Raw genomic sequence first — 17,427 nt, forward strand, 5'->3', positions numbered from 1 at the left:
AAGGGCAATTATGCTGATCTGGCTCGTCGAACTGTCGGATAAAGTTCAAGTCTTCAACCTCTTCCGCTACATCACCTTCCGGGCGGGTGCGGCGATGTTCACCTCTGCGTTGATCGTCTTCCTGTTTGGACCGGCGATCATCAACTCGTTGCGCGTGCGCCAGGGCAAGGGCCAGCCGATCCGCGCCGACGGGCCGCAGACCCATTTCAAGAAGGCCGGCACGCCGACCATGGGCGGGCTCATGATCCTTGCCGGCATTCTCGGGGGCTCGCTGCTGTGGGGTGACCTGTCGAACGTCTATGTCGTTGCCGTGCTGATGGTGACACTCGGTTTCGGAGCCATCGGCTTTTACGATGATTATCTGAAGGTCACGAAACAGAGCGACAAGGGCTTTTCCGGTAAGGCGCGTCTCGGCATTGAATTCCTCATCGCAGCGATTGCCGTCTTCTTCATGATGAAGATGGCGCTCGCTTCCGCCCCGCATGGCGGCACGCTCGGCAGCTCCATCGCGTTTCCGTTCTTCAAGGAATTCGTGATCAATCTCGGTTATTTCTTTGTGCTCTTCGGTGCTTTTGTCATCGTTGGCGCGGGTAATGCCGTGAACCTGACGGATGGTCTCGATGGTCTCGCCATCGTGCCCGTTATGATCGCGGCTGCTACCTTCGGGGTGATCGCCTATCTTGCCGGTAACGCGGTTTTCGCCAATTACCTGCAGATCAACTTCGTGCCCGGCACGGGTGAACTCGCCGTCATTGTCGGCGCGGTCATCGGCGCGGGCCTCGGCTTCTTGTGGTTCAACGCACCGCCCGCCGCCATTTTCATGGGCGATACGGGTTCGCTGGCGCTTGGCGGCCTCATCGGTTCCATCGCTGTCGCGACCAAGCACGAGATCGTCATGGTCATCGTCGGCGGTCTGTTTGTCATGGAAACGCTGTCGGTCATCATCCAGGTCTTCTGGTTCAAGCGCACCGGCAGACGCGTTTTCCTGATGGCGCCTATCCATCACCATTTCGAGAAAAAGGGCTGGACGGAAAGCCAGGTGGTGATCCGTTTCTGGATCATCTCCGTTGGCCTCGCGCTGCTCGGCCTCGCCACCCTGAAGCTGAGGTGAGCGATGATCCCGGTCACGTCGTTCAGAGGTAAGAAGGTCGCGCTTTTCGGGCTTGGCGGTTCGGGTCTCGTCACGGCCCGGGCGCTGGTCGCGGGTGGGGCGGATGTCGTTGCTTTCGACGACAATCCCGACAGTGTCGCGAAGGCCGAGGCCGAAGGCATCAAGACGGCGGATCTCCGGACGATTGACTGGCCGAACTTCTCTTCCTTCGTTCTGGCGCCCGGCGTGCCGCTGACGCATCCGAAACCGCATTGGTCGGTCGACCTTGCGAAAGCTGCGGGCGTCGAGATCATCGGCGATATCGAGCTTTTCATCCGTGAGCGCCGCGCTCATGCGCCGGATTGCCCTTTTATCGCCATTACCGGCACCAACGGCAAGTCCACAACGACGGCGCTAATTGCGCATATTCTCAAGGCATCCGGCCGCGATACGCAACTCGGTGGCAATATCGGTACGGCGGTGCTGAGCCTCGATCCGCCGAAGGCGCAACGTTTCTACGTGGTTGAGTGCTCGTCCTACCAGATCGATCTCGCGCCAACGATCAATCCGACCGCCGGAATTCTTCTTAACCTGACGCCCGATCATCTCGACCGGCATGGCACGATGCAGCACTATGCCGACGTCAAGGAGCGGCTGGTGGCGGGCAGCGGCACGGCAATTGTCGGTGTCGATGACAGCCATTCGACATTGATCGCCGACCGTATCGAGCGTGCCGGCGTGAAGGTGGAGCGCATTTCCAAGCGCAATGTCGTTTCCGAAGGTCTTTATGCCGAAGGCAGCCGCATCCTGCGGGCGCATGGTGGCACTTCCGCGCTGCTGGTTGATCTCGATGGTATCCAGACCCTTCGCGGCAGCCACAATGCGCAGAATGCGGCGGCGGCAATCGCCGCCTGCCTTGCGGTCGGCGTTTCCGAAGAGGAAGTTCGCGCAGGCCTGAAATCCTTCCCCGGCCTCAAGCATCGCATGCAGCCTGTCGGACGCCGTGGCAACGTCACCTTCGTCAATGACAGCAAGGCGACCAATGCCGATGCTGCTGCACCGGCACTTTCAAGCTTCGACCGTATCTACTGGATCGCCGGCGGCCTGCCGAAAGCGGGCGGCATCACCAGCCTTTCGCCGCTCTTCCCTCGCATCGCCAAGGCCTATCTGATCGGCGAAGCGGCAGCCGAATTTGCAGCGACGCTGGGCGAGGCAGTACCTTATGAAATATCCGGCACGCTGGACAAAGCCATCCAGCATGCGGCGGCGGATGCGGAAAAAGATGCGACGGCCGGCAATATCGTGATGTTATCCCCGGCTTGCGCAAGCTTCGATCAGTATAAGAACTTTGAAATCAGAGGTGATTCGTTCGTCGCGCAGGTTGCGGCGCTCGATGGCATGACGATGCTGGTTGACTCTGGAAAAGGGGCTGAAGGCCATGGTAAGCCGAGTTGATCGCGGTCCGGTCGCGGAATGGTTCTGGACCATCGACCGTTTCTTTCTGGCGGCGTTCATCGCATTGATGGGCATCGGCCTGATGCTGTCCTTTGCGGCGTCGCCGGCGGTTGCCGAACGCATCGGTCTCAACAGCTTCTTCTTTGTCGAGCGCCAGGCGATGTTCATGGTGCCGTCGCTGGCGATCATGGTCGGTCTTTCCTTTCTGTCGCCCCGTCAGGTGCGCCGCGTGGCAGTCATCATGCTGATTGCCTCGCTGCTGATGATGATCTTCGCGCTATTCTTCGGCATCGAGGTCAAGGGTGCGAGACGCTGGATTTCCATCGGCACTTTTTCCATCCAGCCATCGGAATTCATGAAGCCGGCCTTCGTGATCGTCTGCGCCTGGCTATTCGCCGAGCGGGCACGCCATCCTGAAATTCCGGGCAATCTCTTCGCCATCATCACTTTCGGCATTGTGGCTGCGCTCCTGATCGCCCAGCCGGACTTCGGCCAGACGATCCTGACCTCCGTGGTCTGGGGCGGCATGTTCTTCATGGCCGGCGTGCCGTGGTTCTGGATCATCATGCTCGGCGGTCTCGGCGTCGGCGGCATCATCTCCGCCTATCTGCTGCTGCCGCACGTTGCCGGCCGTATCGACCGTTTCTGGACGGGCGAAGGCGATACGTTCCAGGTGGATACGGCGCGTGAGGCGATCATTCGCGGCGACTGGTTCGGACGCGGACCGGGCGAAGGCATCGTCAAGCGTATCATTCCCGACAGCCATACCGACTTCATCTTCTCGGTGGCGGCGGAAGAATTCGGCATCGTTTTCTGCATGTTCCTGGTGGCGATCTTCGCTTTCATCGTGCTGCGCGGCCTTTCGCACGCCTTCAAGGAAAAGGACGACTTCTGCCGCTTCGCCGTGGCCGGCCTCGTTTTGCAGATCGGCATGCAGTCGATGATCAATATCGGCGTCAATCTGGAACTGATGCCCGCTAAGGGCATGACGCTGCCGCTGATTTCCTATGGCGGTTCGTCGATGATGGCGATCTGCGTGACCGCCGGCTTCCTTCTGGCGCTGACACGCCACAGACCCGAAAAGCGGGCACAGGAGCGGAGTTTCTTCCGCGTCGGTTCCGGCGTTCCCGCGGAGTAAACGATCATGAGTAAGGGTATTGTTCTTCTTGCCGCCGGGGGAACCGGCGGTCACGTGTTTCCAGCCGAGGCCTTGGCGCATACGCTGAAGGAACGCGGTTATCAGGTGCATCTCGTCACCGACAGCCGCGCCGAGCGTTATGCCGGCAAGTTCCCGGCGGATGAAATTCATGTGGTGCCGTCTGCCACGATCGGTTCGAAGAACCCGATTTCCGTGGCGCGTTCGCTGTGGAAACTATGGACGGGGCTGCGTTCAGCGCGCCGGCTGGTCACGAAGCTGAAGCCGGTCGCGGTTGTCGGCTTCGGTGGTTATCCCACCGTGCCGCCGCTTCTGGCATCGACCGGGCTTGGCGTGCCGTCGATCATTCACGAGCAGAATGCGGTTATGGGCCGCGCCAACAAGGCGCTGGCAGGCCGGGTGAAGGCAATCGCCGGCGGTTTCCTGCCGCCCGCCAACGGCCAGTATTCCGACAAGACCGTGGCCACCGGCAACCCCGTTCGCCCGGCGGTGCTGGCGGCGTCGGAGATACCCTATACGCCGTCGCAGACGGATGAACCGTTCCAGCTCGTCGTCTTCGGCGGCAGCCAGGGCGCGCAATTCTTTTCCAGCGCCGTACCGGCAGCGATCTGCCTGTTGAAGAACGAGCAGCGCAAGCGCATCGTCGTCACCCAGCAGGCTCGCCCCGAAGACAAGGACAGCGTGATCGCCTCCTATCAGAAGCTTGGCGTGAAAGCGGATGTTTCGCCCTTCTTCGGCGACATGGCCTCACGTATTGGCGAGGCCGATCTGGTCATCAGCCGTTCCGGCGCTTCGACGGTGTCGGAACTGTCGGTGATCGGCCGTCCGTCGATCCTCGTGCCCTATCCGCATGCGCTGGATCACGATCAGGCCGCCAATGCGGCAGCGCTTTCGGCAGCGGGCGGCGCAAGCGTCATCAAGCAGGCCGAACTATCGCCGCAGAAGCTTTCCAGCCTTCTGTCCTCGGCGCTTTCCGAGCCTGACCGTTTGAGCGCGACGGCGGCAGCGGCGAAGGCCACCGGCAAACCGCATGCGGCTGATGTGCTGGCAGATCTGGTTGAGGCGATTGCTTCCGGCCAGTCCGTACAGGAATTCAAGAAGAATGAAGGAGTTGGGGCATGAAGATGCCGAAAGCCATAGGCCTTGTCCATTTCATCGGCATAGGCGGGATCGGCATGAGCGGCATTGCCGAAGTGCTTCACAATCTCGGCCATCGCGTTCAGGGGTCGGATCAGGCCGATAGCGCCAATGTGCAGCGCCTGCGCGACAAGGGTATCGAGGTTTTTGTCGGCCATACGGCGGATAATATCGGTGATGCCGAGGTCGTGGTGGTTTCCACCGCCATCAAGAAAAGCAATCCGGAACTCATCGCCGCGCGGGAAAAACACCTGCCGATCGTTCGCCGTGCCGAAATGCTGGCCGAGCTGATGCGTTTCCGCAATGCCATCGCCATCGGCGGCACCCACGGCAAGACCACGACCACCTCCATGGTCGCGACGCTGCTCGAAGCCGGCAATCTTGACCCGACCGTCATCAATGGCGGCATCATCAATGCTTACGGCACCAACGCCCGCATGGGCGAGGGCGAGTGGATGGTGGTGGAGGCCGATGAATCCGACGGCACCTTCCTGAAGCTGCCGGCCGATGTGGCCGTCATCACCAATATCGATCCCGAGCATCTGGATCACTACGGCAATTTCGATGCCGTGCGCGCCGCTTTCCGCCAGTTTGTCGAGAATGTGCCGTTCTACGGTTTTGGCGTCATGTGCCTCGACCATCCGGAAGTGCAGGCGCTGGTCGGCCGGATCGAGGACCGCAAGGTCATCACCTATGGCGAGAACCCGCAGGCCGACGTGCGTTTTTCGAATGTGCGCATTGACGGCACGCGGTCGATCTTCGACGTGGAAATCCGTCGCCGCCGCACCGGCAAGATATTCTCCTTCAAGGACCTCGTCCTGCCGATGCCCGGCCGCCACAATGTGTCGAATGCGACGGCCGCGATTGCGGTCGCCAATCGTCTCGGCATTTCGGAAGCCGACATCAAGAAGGGGCTTGCCTCCTTTGCCGGCGTCAAGCGCCGCTTCACGCTGACGGGCGAAGCCAACGGCGTACAGGTCTTCGATGACTACGGCCACCACCCGGTCGAGATCAAGGCCGTGCTGGCGGCGGCGCGCGAAGCCTGCAAGGGCCGCATCATCGCCGTGCACCAGCCGCACCGCTACAGCCGGCTTTCCAGCCTGTTTGACGATTTCGCGCATTGTTTTAACGATGCGGACACGATTATTCTTGCTCCGGTCTATGCCGCGGGCGAAGATCCGATTGAAGGCGCAAGCTCGGAAGCGCTGGTTTCGGCCATCAAGGCCGCCGGCCATCGCGACGCCCGTTTTCTCGAAAAACGGGAAGATCTCGCCTCAGTGGTTGCAGGCATTGCGAATCCGGGTGATTTCGTGGTTCTCTTGGGGGCTGGGAATATCACGCAATGGGCAGCAGCGCTGCCTTCGGAATTGAAGAGCATATCAGGAAAGTCTGAATGAGACAGGTCGATGGGGTTAAATTGCTGGGGAGGCTCGGCGACGGGGTAAATGAATTGCGGGGACGTCTGACACCGGATGCGCCCATGGACCGCGTGACGTGGTTCAGAGCCGGCGGTCTTGCGGAGGTGATGTTCCAGCCGCACGATGCCGACGATCTGATTACCTTCCTGAAAATTCTGCCGGAAGACGTGCCGTTGACCGTGGTCGGCGTCGGCTCGAACCTTCTGGTGCGCGATGGCGGCATTCCCGGCGTCGTCGTTCGCCTCTCCGCCAAGGGTTTTGGCCAGGTGGAGCTTGCCGGTGAAAACCGCATCAAGGCCGGCGCGATCTGCCCGGACAAGCATATTGCGGCCATGGCCATGGATAATGGCATCGGCGGCTTCCATTTCTATTACGGCATTCCCGGCTCCATCGGCGGTGCGCTGCGCATGAATGCGGGCGCCAATGGTGGCGAGACGCGCGAGCGTGTCGTGGAGGTCTATGCGGTCGACCGTCAGGGCAATCAGCATGTGCTTTCCAATGCCGACATGGGTTACAGCTATCGCCATTCCGGCGCGGATGCGGGCCTGATTTTCACCGGCGCGCTGTTTGAGGGTTATCCCGAAGACCGTGCGAAGATCCGCGCGGATATGGACGCCGTACGCCATCACCGCGAAACCGTTCAGCCGATCCGTGAACAGACCGGCGGATCGACCTTCAAGAACCCCGAAGGTCATTCCGCCTGGGAACTGATCGACGAGGCCGGTGGCCGTGGTCTGGTCATTGGCGGCGCGCAGATGTCGTCGCTGCACTGCAATTTCATGATCAATACTGGCCATGCGACCGGTTATGATCTGGAATATCTTGGTGAGACCATCCGCAAGCGGGTGTTCGAGAAGTCGGGCATCCGGCTGGAATGGGAAATCAAGCGGCTGGGGCTTTTCATGCCGGGCCGTGAGGTGGAGCCGTTTCTAGGGAGCTGATGTTTGCTTTTCCGGCCGGGTGTTTATCGTAACGCCCGGTCAACACTTATGTTTTATTGTCAGGCGACAAGAATAGCTGGGTTCATTCTCCAGATTTTTTGGTATTTTAGGCGATTTTAACTCACGCGACATCCAAACCCGTTGGGGGTTAAGTTGGGTCTCTGGCATAAACTGATCCAAAGCATAAGTTTTTCGGTTGCGACGCCTGAAGGCCGCCAGCGGCTGGAACCGCTCGACTTTGCGCTGCGTGTCGCCGTTCTGGTTACCGCTATTGCTGTCATCATCGATATGGCGGGGCTGTTCATTCTGTCGAAGTTCGGGCTGGTGACCGATCTTGTGAACGGGCTGATGCTCGGCGTGACCCTGACGGTGACGACCGCATTTTCGATAACCTTGCTGGTCTGCTGGCTCAATGCCCGTGAGGTGAAGCTCCTTGCCCAGTCGCATGAGCGGTTTCTGCATCTCAGCCACACCGACGCCCTGACCGGTCTCAACAACAGGCTGGGACTTTACGCCAATTGCGTCAATCTCGATACGCAATACTGCGTCGCGTTCTTCGATATCGACCATTTCAAGTCGGTGAATGACAGGTACGGTCATCTGGCCGGCGACATGGTTATTTCCAGTGTCGCCACCATCATACGCGATAGCTTCGACGAAACCGCGCATGTCGCGCGGTTGGGTGGTGAAGAATTTGTCGTGGTGCAGGCGCTTGCTCCGCAGTACTTTCTGGAAGAGTGCGAAAGGGTACGTGCAAGGATTGCTGCCTCGGCTGTGGATTTCCAGGGCATGCGGATCAATACCACGGTCTCGATTGGAGTGGCTTTCCGGGAAAACTGGGAGATTTTCGAGAGGGTATTGCACAATGCCGATACGGCGCTTTACGAAGCGAAACGAACAGGGCGCAATCGCGTCTGTCTTGCGGGCCATAAAGTCAGCCGCCAGACCGTTGCCTAGGTTTTGATATCGAAATGCAAAAGGCCCGCGAAACAGGTGTTTCGCGGGCCTTTTGCTGTCGAGATTTTATGTGGTTCAGACTTCGTCCTTGCGGGAAAGCAGGATGCACGCCAGCGTGATGATGGCGGAGACGCAGAGGTAATAACCAACATATCCCATGCCGTAATTCACCTGCAGCCACGTGGCGATGTAAGGCGCCAGCGATGCGCCGAAGATGCCGGCCATGTTGAAGGTGATGGACGAGCCGGTGTAGCGCACGCGGGTCGGGAAGGGAGCGGCGAGCGCCGTTCCGATCAGACCGTAGGTCATGCCCATCAGCGTCATGGCAAGGGCCGCGAAGATGAAGATCGAGCCCTCGCCGCCAGTCATCAGGCTGGGCAGCAGGAAGGAGAACAGGCCGATCAGCACCGTCGTCAGGATCAGGATCTCACGACGGCCGAATTTCTCGGCGAGCTTGCCGGCGATCGGGATGAAGATACCGAAGACGATGGAGCCAACGATCTGCACTTCCAGTGCGTCGAGGAACGGAATTTTCAGAACCTTGACGTTGTAGGAAAGCAGATAGGCAGTGCCGATATAGAACAGAACGAAGGTGGCCAGCGCCACGAAGGTGCCGAGCACGAGGCTGCGCTTGTGGTTGCGGAACAGTTCCGCGACCGGCACGGCCACACGCTCTTCCTTTTCGATAGCCTTCTGGAAGTCGGGCGTTTCGGTGATCGACAGGCGAACCCACATACCGACTGCGATCAGGATGATCGAGGCGACGAAGGGAATGCGCCAGCCCCAGCTCAAAAGGGCCTCCTGCGACATGAAGTGCAGGAGGATCCAGAAGACGCCCGAGGAGAGGAACAGGCCGACAGGTGCGCCGAGCTGCGGGAACATGCCGTACCAGCTGCGTTTGCCGGGAGGAGCGTTTTCCGTAGCGAGAAGAACTGCACCGCCCCATTCGCCGCCAAGGCCGAAGCCCTGACCGAAGCGGCAAAGCGCCAGGAACAGCGGCGCCAGAACGCCTGCCGTCTCATAGGTCGGCAGAAGGCCGATCACGACCGTCGACACGCCCATCGTCAGAAGGGCTGCGACAAGCGTGGTCTTGCGGCCGACACGGTCGCCATAATGGCCAAAGACGACCGCGCCGAGCGGACGGGCAAAAAAGGCGATGGAGAAGGTGGCGAAGGATGCCAGAAGCGCCGTCATCGGATCGTTGTTCGGGAAGAACAATGCCGGGAACACGAGCACTGCGGCCGTGGCATAAACGTAGAAATCGAAAAACTCGATGGTCGTGCCGACCAGGCTGGCAGTGAGAACTCGTGCAGGCGAATTTGTCTTTACAGCGTTCGAATTGCCAGCTGTCGACGATACCGAAGATATCGCGTCAGTCATGGTTTGGTTCCATTTCAGAGGAGTGGAATGTAGTGCCTTGGGAGGCGATGACTGCGTTAACGCAATTTTTGTTCCTATGGAATGCTAAAAAAGAAATATTGCAAATAATGTGATCTATGAATGCGACAGTTGCTGTTGTGCCTTCCTGAAGCGCGATCCGGCGATTGAGAGACTGATTCAGGCCATCGTTTTAAAACGCTGAAACGGCAGATTATTTTCGCTGGGGAAAGCGCCTCCCGTTAACGTTTCGGTCTTGCCTTCATCGGGTAAAAGCGGGCGCAGCGCTGCCATTTTATTTCCGATCATTGAAAAGCTGCATGTTGCAATCCGTGCAACTCTCTGATTCCAAGGAGGGAATCCGGATCGATGCTGATTCTTTAACGGAACTCGGCATGTTGGGCGCGGCGGTTAACGAAAGTAAACGATTCATTAACCTTAATGGCGTTTAACTGATCTCAAGGATCATGTGCCAGAATCACCGTTCGTAAATTCGGTCGGTCTGGGCGTGGTTTGTAACGGAGAGTTGGTGTCAGAGGTATCGATGAGCGGCAAGCACGTAGCTGTTCTTATGGGTGGGTTTTCTTCGGAGCGGCCGGTTAGCCTGTCGTCGGGGAACGCTTGCGCGCTCGCCCTTGAGGGTGAGGGGTACAAGGTTACCCGTGTCGACGTGGGCCGCGATGTCGCCGCCGTGCTCGATGAATTGCGTCCCGACGTCGCCTTCAATGCCCTGCACGGGCCTTTCGGTGAAGATGGCACCATTCAGGGCATTCTCGAATATCTTGTCATTCCCTATACCCATTCCGGCGTGCTTGCTTCGGCGCTCGCCATGGACAAGGCGCAGGCTAAGAAAGTGGCCGCGGCTGCCGGTGTTCCGGTTGCAGTCGAGCGCGTCATGAACCGCTTCGATTTCACCAGCGAGCATCCGCTTTCGCCTCCCTATGTGGTGAAGCCGGTGCGCGAAGGTTCGAGCTTCGGTGTTGTCATCGTCAAGGAAGACCAGTCGCATCCGCCGCAGATTCTTACCTCGTCGGAATGGCGTTACGGCGATCAGGTGATGGTCGAGCGCTATATTCATGGCCGCGAACTGACCTGCGGTGTGCTTGACGGCGAGGCGCTTGGCGTCACGGAAGTGGTGCCGCTCGGTCACAATTTCTATGATTATGACGCTAAATACGCTGCCGGTGGCTCAAAGCATGTCATTCCGGCAGAAATTTCACCGAAAATTTACCAAAAAATTCAAACACTGGCGGTTATGGCACATCAGGCGATCGGGTGCCGTGGCGTAAGCCGTTCAGACTTTCGTTACGACGACCGCTTCTCAGAAGATGGCGAAGTTATCTGGCTTGAAGTGAATACGCAGCCGGGCATGACGCCGACCTCCCTGGTGCCGGAAATGGCGGCTCATGCTGGCCGCTCCTTTGGTAACCTTGTCAGCTGGATGGTGGAGGACGCTTCGTGTTTGCGGTGATCGGCAAAAAGTCGACGGCAAAAAAGCGCGAGCAATATGCGGCGGCGGCCAATGCCGACGATCGCAGGGTGCTGCCGCGTCCGATGCGTCGCGTCGTGCGCTTCTGCGTCAGCCTCGCGACCGGGCGCATTCACATTCCGGCCCATACCGGCACCATTTCTGCCGTCGCCTTCTACGCGGTGACCGGGCTTTACGGTATGTCGCTCGGTGGACACACCAATATCGTTACCCAGACCACAACATCGGCCGCTGGTTTTGCCGTTGAAGACGTCAAGGTTTCCGGCAATTTGCAGACTTCCGAAATCGAAGTCTTCCAGCTTCTCGGCCTCGACGGCAGCACCTCGCTGATTGCGCTCGACATCGATGCCGCGCGTCGCAAGCTCGTCCAGCTTCCCTGGGTGGAAGATGTCGATATCCGCAAGGTGTACCCCAAGACCGTGGAAGTCCGGCTGAAGGAGCGTGAGGCCTTCGGTATCTGGCAGCATGGCTCGGAACTGTCGCTGATTGAAAAAAGCGGCAGCGTGATTGCGCCGCTGCGCGACAATAAATTCGCCGCCCTGCCGCTTTTCGTCGGACGTGATGCGGAAACGGGCGCTGCCGGCTTTGTCCAGCAGCTGGCCGACTGGCCGGAAATCCGCACCCGTGTCCGCGCCTATGTGCGCATTGCCGGGCGCCGCTGGGATCTGCATCTCGATAACGGCATCGTCGTCAAGCTGCCGGAAGAAAACCTGCCGCAGGCGCTGCAATTGCTGGCGCGGCTCGATCTCGAGGAAAAAGTCCTGTCCCGTGATGTCGCCGCCGTCGATCTGCGGCTGGCGGATCGCACGACGATCCAGTTGACCGAAGGCGCGACAGCCCGTCGCCAGACCGCGGTGGATGCACGCACGAAGGCACTCAAGAAAGCGGAGAAGAACACATGAGCTTTTTTGGTTCTTCCCATTTCGGCCTGCCTCGTCTGAAGCCGCTTTCCTCCAAGCGCAGCCATATCGTCTCGGTGCTCGACATCGGCTCGACCAAGGTCGTGTGCATGATCGGACGGCTGACGCCGCGCCAAGAAAGCGAAATCCTGCCCGGCCGCACCCACAAGGTCGAAATCATCGGTATTGGCCACCAGCGTTCACGCGGCGTGAAATCCGGTGTGATCGCCGATCTGGACGCGCTGGAAGGCGTTATCCGTCTTTCGGTCGATGCGGCCGAGCGCATGGCGGGGCTTACCGTCGACAGCCTGATTGTCAATGTTTCGGCAGGAAGACTGGCGAGCGATATCTATACCGCGAGCATCGATCTCGGCGGCCAGGAAGTGGAAGCAAGCGATCTGCGCAAGGTTCTGGTGGCGGCAAGCCAGCAGTCCATGCGTCAGGATCGGGCGATCCTGCATTCGCTGCCGACAGGCTATTCGCTGGATGGCGAACGCGGTATCCGCGATCCGCTGTCGATGTATGGCGACCTTCTCGGCGTCGACATGCATGTCGTGACGGTCGAGCGCACGGCGCTGAAGAACCTCGAACTTTGCGTCAACCGCGCGCATCTTTCGGTCGAAGGCATGGTGGCGACGCCCTATGCCAGCGGCCTTGCGGCGCTGGTGGATGACGAGGTCGAACTTGGCTGTGCGGCCATCGACATGGGCGGCGGCACCACGACGATTTCGGTTTTCGCCGAAGGCCGTCTCATTCACACCGACGCGATCGGCCTTGGCGGCCATCACGTTACGACAGATCTTGCACGTGGCCTCTCGACACGAATCGAAGATGCGGAGAGACTGAAGGTGGTGCATGGTTCGGCTTTGCTGAATGGCGCGGATGAGCGCGACATGATTTCGATCCCGCCGATTGGCGAAGATGATCGCGATCAACCATCGCAAGTTTCAAGAGCACTTGTAACCCGCATCGTGCGGGCGCGTATCGAAGAGACGCTGGAATTGATCCGTGATCGTATCCAGAAGTCCGGCTTCAGCCCCATCGTCGGCAAGCGTGTTGTCCTGACCGGCGGCGCAAGCCAGCTGACGGGTCTGCCGGAAACGGCACGGCGCATTCTTGCCCGCAACGTTCGTATCGGCCGCCCCATGGGGGTTGCGGGTCTTCCGGTTGCGGCGAAGGGACCGGCATTTTCAACCGCCTGCGGACTGATGATCTATCCGCAGGTGGCGGATATCGAAATTCATGCGGCGCAAGGCGGAATGTTCTCGCCGTTTGGTACGGGTAGCGGCCGGATAGCCCGGGTAGGGCAATGGCTGAAAGAGAGTTTTTGAGTGGCCTTGTGGCGTAAGCCGGAGGTTTCAGAGTTGAGTTTTCAAGAATCGGCCAGCGGGGCGATGCGGCCAGAGAAAGAAGGAATGGTAAAATGACGATACAGCTGCAAAAGCCTGATATCACCGAGTTGAAGCCACGCATCACCGTTTTCGGTGTCGGCGGTGGTGGTGGTAACGCTGTCAACAACATGATCACGGCCGGCCTCCAGGGCGTCGACTTCGTCGTCGCCAACACGGATGCGCAGGCACTGACCATGACGAAGGCAGACCGGGTCATCCAGCTCGGCGTCAACGTCACCGAGGGTCTCGGTGCCGGTTCCCAGCCGGAAGTCGGACGCGCCGCCGCTGAAGAATGCATCGATGAGATCATCGATCACCTGAACGGCACCCACATGTGCTTCGTCACCGCCGGCATGGGCGGCGGCACCGGCACGGGTGCAGCACCCGTTGTCGCACAGGCGGCCCGCAACAAGGGCATCCTGACGGTCGGCGTCGTCACCAAGCCTTTCCACTTCGAAGGCGGCCGCCGCATGCGTCTTGCCGAACAGGGCATCGAGGAACTGCAGAAATCCGTCGATACGCTGATCGTCATTCCGAACCAGAACCTCTTCCGCATTGCCAATGACAAGACGACCTTTGCCGACGCCTTCGCCATGGCTGACCAGGTTCTCTATTCCGGCGTTGCCTGCATTACCGATCTGATGGTGAAGGAAGGTCTCATCAACCTCGACTTCGCCGACGTTCGCTCGGTCATGCGTGAAATGGGCCGTGCAATGATGGGTACCGGCGAAGCTTCCGGTCCGGGCCGTGCGATGCAGGCTGCGGAAGCGGCCATCGCCAACCCGCTGCTCGACGAAACCTCGATGAAGGGCGCACAGGGCCTGCTGATCTCCATCACCGGTGGTCGCGACCTTACCCTGTTCGAAGTCGACGAGGCTGCAACCCGTATCCGCGAAGAAGTCGATCCGGATGCGAACATCATCCTCGGCGCAACCTTCGACGAGGCTCTGGAAGGTCTCATCCGCGTCTCCGTCGTTGCCACCGGCATCGACCGCGTTGCGGGTATCGGCGAACAGAACGTTGCCGAAATGCGCGCTGCTGCCGCCAAGCCGCTTATCCGTCCTTCCGCGGCCGTTGCTTCGGCTCCGGCCGCAGTTCAGCCTGCCCAGACAGCATCGCAGGCACCCAAGACCGTAGACCAGATCGCCCAGACCATCCGTTCGGCGGAAGCCGAAATGGAACGTGAACTCGGTTTCGCGGCACACCAGCAGCCGGCTCAGGATTTCCGTCCGCAGAGCAAGCTGTTCGCATCGTCCCCGGCTGAAGCACCGGTTCTCCGTCCGGCCCAGCCGGTTCAGCAGGCCGCTCCGGCTCCGGTTGCCCAGGCACCGGTCTACCATGCCCCGGAACAGGTTGCCGCTCCGGCTCCGCGCCTGCAACAGCCGCAGGCTCCTGTCTACCAGGAACCCGCCCCGGTTGCCCGCCAGCCCGAGCCGGTGCGCATGCCGAAGGTCGAAGACTTCCCACCGGTCGTCAAGGCCGAGCTGGACCACCGCACCCACGCCGCTCCTGCCGCCCAGGAAGAGCGTGGCCCGATGGGTCTTCTGAAGCGCATCACCAACTCGCTTGGCCGCCGCGAAGAGGAAGAAGTTCCCTCCGACATGATGGATGCGCCGAGCATGGCACCGCAGCAGCGCCGCGCCCCGCTTTCGCCGGAAGCCAGCCTCTACGCACCGCGTCGTGGCCAGCTTGACGATCACGGTCGCGCGACGCCTTCTTCGGCCAGCCACCACGACGACGACCAGCTGGAAATCCCGGCCTTCCTGCGCCGCCAGTCCAACTGAGAGCGATTCCATACGCCTCTTGAAACGCCCGGATCACACGATCCGGGCGTTTTGTTTATTTTGCGTTATTAACAGTAAATTAATTCACGTTTTCAATGATTTACGCGTGTAACAATCCGAAACGAACAGTGATTTGTCGTGGCACGTACATGTGCGTATGTATGAGGCTGGGTAGAGGAAAACATTGACTTTGCCGGTCCTTAAAAACCGGCTTGAAAAACTTGAACGGCGCTTCATGAAGCGGCGCGGTTTGCAAAACAAGGCACATACGCATGACTATCGGACTGCTCGGATTTCAAACGACTATCGCAAATGCTGTTCAGCTCAAGGGCATTGGCGTGCATTCCGGCAATCCGGTTTCGATGACGTTCCAGCCTGCAGAAGCCGGAACGGGCATCGTGTTCCATCGCCTTCACGAGAATGGCAGTGTAACCGAGTTGAAGGCGGTGTCTGCCAATGTCGGCAATACCGACCTGTGCACCGTGCTCGGCCGTTCGCTATCCCAGTCAGTGGCAACGATCGAGCACGTCATGGCCGCCATCTACGCCATGGGCCTCGATAACCTCGTCGTTGAAGTTGACGGTCCGGAAGCGCCGATCATGGATGGCAGCTCCGCACCTTTCATCGAGGCGATCGAATCGGCCGGCATCAAGAATCTCGGTGCAAAGCGCCGCTATATTCGCGTCATCAAGCCGGTCCGCATTGATTCGGGTGCATCCTGGGCAGAGTTCCGTCCCTATGACGGCACGCGGTTCGAAGTCGATATCGATTTCGACACGCCGCTGATCGGCAAGCAGTCCTGGAAGGGCGACCTGACGGCGGATACGTTCAAGAACGAGCTTTCGCGCGCCCGTACCTTCGGTTTCATGCGTGACGTGGAACGCCTGTGGGCCGCCGGTTATGCACTCGGCTCCTCGCTTGAAAATTCGGTTGTCATCTCCGACGACAACAGCGTCATCAACATGGAAGGCCTGCGTTACGCCAAGGATGAATTCGTCCGCCACAAGACGCTGGACGCCGTGGGCGACCTGGCGCTTGCCGGCGCACAGTTCATCGGCTCCTACCGCTCCTATCGCGGCGGCCACAAGGTCAATGCGAACGCGCTGAAGGCTCTCCTGAGCGACCGCACGGCCTATGAGATCGTCGAGGCTCCTGCCGCCCGCAATCAGGTACGTGCCCGCGAATTCGTTCCGGTCAACATGCCGGAATTCGCCCCCTGGTCGGCTTGAGTTTGTTTGCAGGCTATTGATTGACAGGAAAAGCCGCTCCGCTTCGGGGCGGCTTTTTCGTAATGCGGGCGAGATGTTTCCTAATATCGCCTGATATTCATGCGATTGCGCGGGCGGATGCCATAAAAATGCGTTAATGCGTCATCATTGCGTTGCCCTGCGGATGCTTTTATGGCTAGAAACGCCAGTGCAAAGCCGATGCTTATGTATTTGCGCGGGAAGTGGGAACTGTCGAATGAAGCATGTAGGGTCTGGTGCAATGAAGGGTACGATGCGGAGGATCGCCGTTTCGTTGATGTTGGTCGGTGCGAGTGTCGCCGTCACGGCCTGCCAGTCCGATCCGGATATCGACATTACCAAGCTCGGCGTTGAGACCGATCCGCCTGACGTTCTGTACAAGCAGGGGCTTGCCAACATGAACGCCGGCAACATGACCGAAGCCTCACGCAAGTTCGAGGCGATCGACAAGCAATATCCCTTTACCGAATGGGGCCAGAAGGCTCTGGTGATGCAGACCTTCATCGCCACGCGCACCAACAAGAACGACGTGGCCATCGCATCGGGCAGCCGCTTCCTGCGCCAATATCCGCGCTCCAAGGATGCTGCCTACGTTCAGTACATGATCGGTCTTGCCTATTCGAAGCAGATTTCCGACGTAACGCAGGACCAGCGCGCCGCGCAGCGTACGGTCGAGGCGATGAACAAGGTGGTCAACGACTATCCCGATTCGGAATATGTCGCCGACGCGCAGGCCAAGATCCGTTTCGCGCGCGACCAGCTCGCCGGCCGCGAAATGCAGGTCGGTCGTTATTATCTTGAGCGCAAGGAATATCTCGCCGCCGTCTCGCGTTTCCGCATCGTCGTCGAGCAGTACCAGAACACCAACCAGATCGAAGAAGCGCTGGCGCGTCTGACGGAAGCCTATTACGCAATGGGTCTTTCCGACGAGGCGCAGACTGCTGCCGCCGTTCTCGGTAACAACTATCCCGACAGCCAATGGTATGCGGATTCCTACAAGCTGCTGAAGGGCGGCGGGCTGGAGCCGCGTGAAAACAAGGGGTCCTGGATTTCGCGTGCCGGCAAGAAGCTTATCGGCGCCTGAGA

Annotated in this window: 14 protein-coding genes; 13 read left to right on the top strand and 1 reads right to left on the bottom strand. The window is 59.5% G+C overall.

What is annotated here, in order from left to right; all coding sequences use genetic code 11:
* The first annotated feature begins 10 nt into the window (after positions 1-10).
* The 7 genes from mraY to G3A56_RS15455 all read left to right on the top strand — a co-directional run bounded on the left by mraY (position 11) and on the right by G3A56_RS15455 (position 8,154).
* Complete coding sequence (gene mraY / locus G3A56_RS15425) at positions 11-1,111, top strand: phospho-N-acetylmuramoyl-pentapeptide-transferase (protein ID WP_003494882.1); 1,101 nt, start codon at positions 11-13, stop codon at positions 1,109-1,111.
* A gap of 3 nt (positions 1,112-1,114) precedes the next feature.
* On the top strand, positions 1,115-2,545 hold the full coding sequence (murD, locus tag G3A56_RS15430; RefSeq protein WP_164056494.1) for a UDP-N-acetylmuramoyl-L-alanine--D-glutamate ligase: 1,431 nt from the start codon (positions 1,115-1,117) through the stop codon (positions 2,543-2,545).
* Positions 2,529-3,683, top strand: a complete 1,155-nt coding sequence (ftsW, locus tag G3A56_RS15435) for a putative lipid II flippase FtsW (RefSeq protein WP_003494886.1) — start codon at positions 2,529-2,531, stop codon at positions 3,681-3,683. Before murD ends, ftsW begins: the two co-directional genes overlap by 17 nt.
* 6 nt (positions 3,684-3,689) lie before the next feature.
* Entirely contained in the window at positions 3,690-4,823 is a 1,134-nt protein-coding gene (gene murG / locus G3A56_RS15440) for an undecaprenyldiphospho-muramoylpentapeptide beta-N-acetylglucosaminyltransferase (RefSeq protein WP_003494888.1), read from the top strand.
* Positions 4,820-6,235, top strand: a complete 1,416-nt coding sequence (gene murC, locus G3A56_RS15445) for a UDP-N-acetylmuramate--L-alanine ligase (RefSeq protein ID WP_003494890.1) — start codon at positions 4,820-4,822, stop codon at positions 6,233-6,235. Before murG ends, murC begins: the two co-directional genes overlap by 4 nt.
* Positions 6,232-7,197: a UDP-N-acetylmuramate dehydrogenase gene (gene murB, locus G3A56_RS15450; RefSeq protein WP_035242231.1), complete on the top strand. Its 966-nt coding sequence runs from the start codon at positions 6,232-6,234 to the stop codon at positions 7,195-7,197. The genes murC and murB overlap by 4 nt, the downstream gene beginning before the upstream one ends.
* Positions 7,198-7,350: 153 nt before the next feature.
* Positions 7,351-8,154: a GGDEF domain-containing protein gene (locus tag G3A56_RS15455; RefSeq protein WP_082182646.1), complete on the top strand. Its 804-nt coding sequence runs from the start codon at positions 7,351-7,353 to the stop codon at positions 8,152-8,154.
* Positions 8,155-8,229: 75 nt separating this feature from the next.
* On the opposite strand, the gene G3A56_RS15460 is transcribed toward G3A56_RS15455, so the two are convergent.
* Positions 8,230-9,534: an MFS transporter gene (locus tag G3A56_RS15460; protein WP_082182645.1), complete on the bottom strand. Its 1,305-nt coding sequence runs from the start codon at positions 9,532-9,534 to the stop codon at positions 8,230-8,232.
* A 541-nt stretch (positions 9,535-10,075) separates the two neighbouring features.
* On the opposite strand from G3A56_RS15460, the gene G3A56_RS15465 reads away from it, so the two are divergent.
* From G3A56_RS15465 to G3A56_RS15490, 6 genes are all read left to right on the top strand, one after another.
* Positions 10,076-11,002, top strand: coding sequence for a D-alanine--D-alanine ligase (locus G3A56_RS15465; protein WP_082182644.1), 927 nt, complete (start codon positions 10,076-10,078; stop codon positions 11,000-11,002).
* A complete protein-coding gene (locus G3A56_RS15470) occupies positions 10,990-11,922 on the top strand; it encodes a cell division protein FtsQ/DivIB (RefSeq protein WP_164056496.1) in 933 nt (310 codons plus the stop codon). Before G3A56_RS15465 ends, G3A56_RS15470 begins: the two co-directional genes overlap by 13 nt.
* Entirely contained in the window at positions 11,919-13,250 is a 1,332-nt protein-coding gene (gene ftsA / locus G3A56_RS15475) for a cell division protein FtsA (RefSeq protein WP_003513208.1), read from the top strand. The genes G3A56_RS15470 and ftsA overlap by 4 nt, the downstream gene beginning before the upstream one ends.
* 92 nt (positions 13,251-13,342) lie before the next feature.
* Positions 13,343-15,094 carry a cell division protein FtsZ gene (ftsZ, locus tag G3A56_RS15480; protein WP_082182642.1) on the top strand — a complete coding sequence of 584 codons (1,752 nt, stop codon included), beginning with the start codon at positions 13,343-13,345 and terminating at the stop codon, positions 15,092-15,094.
* Positions 15,095-15,366: 272 nt separating this feature from the next.
* Positions 15,367-16,323: a UDP-3-O-acyl-N-acetylglucosamine deacetylase gene (lpxC, locus tag G3A56_RS15485; RefSeq protein WP_003494908.1), complete on the top strand. Its 957-nt coding sequence runs from the start codon at positions 15,367-15,369 to the stop codon at positions 16,321-16,323.
* 235 nt (positions 16,324-16,558) lie between these two features.
* Positions 16,559-17,425, top strand: coding sequence for an outer membrane protein assembly factor BamD (locus G3A56_RS15490; protein ID WP_082182641.1), 867 nt, complete (start codon positions 16,559-16,561; stop codon positions 17,423-17,425).
* The last annotated feature ends 2 nt before the right edge of the window (positions 17,426-17,427 follow it).

The organism is Rhizobium oryzihabitans, assembly GCF_010669145.1.
Taxonomy (GTDB): Bacteria; Pseudomonadota; Alphaproteobacteria; order Rhizobiales; family Rhizobiaceae; genus Agrobacterium; species Agrobacterium oryzihabitans.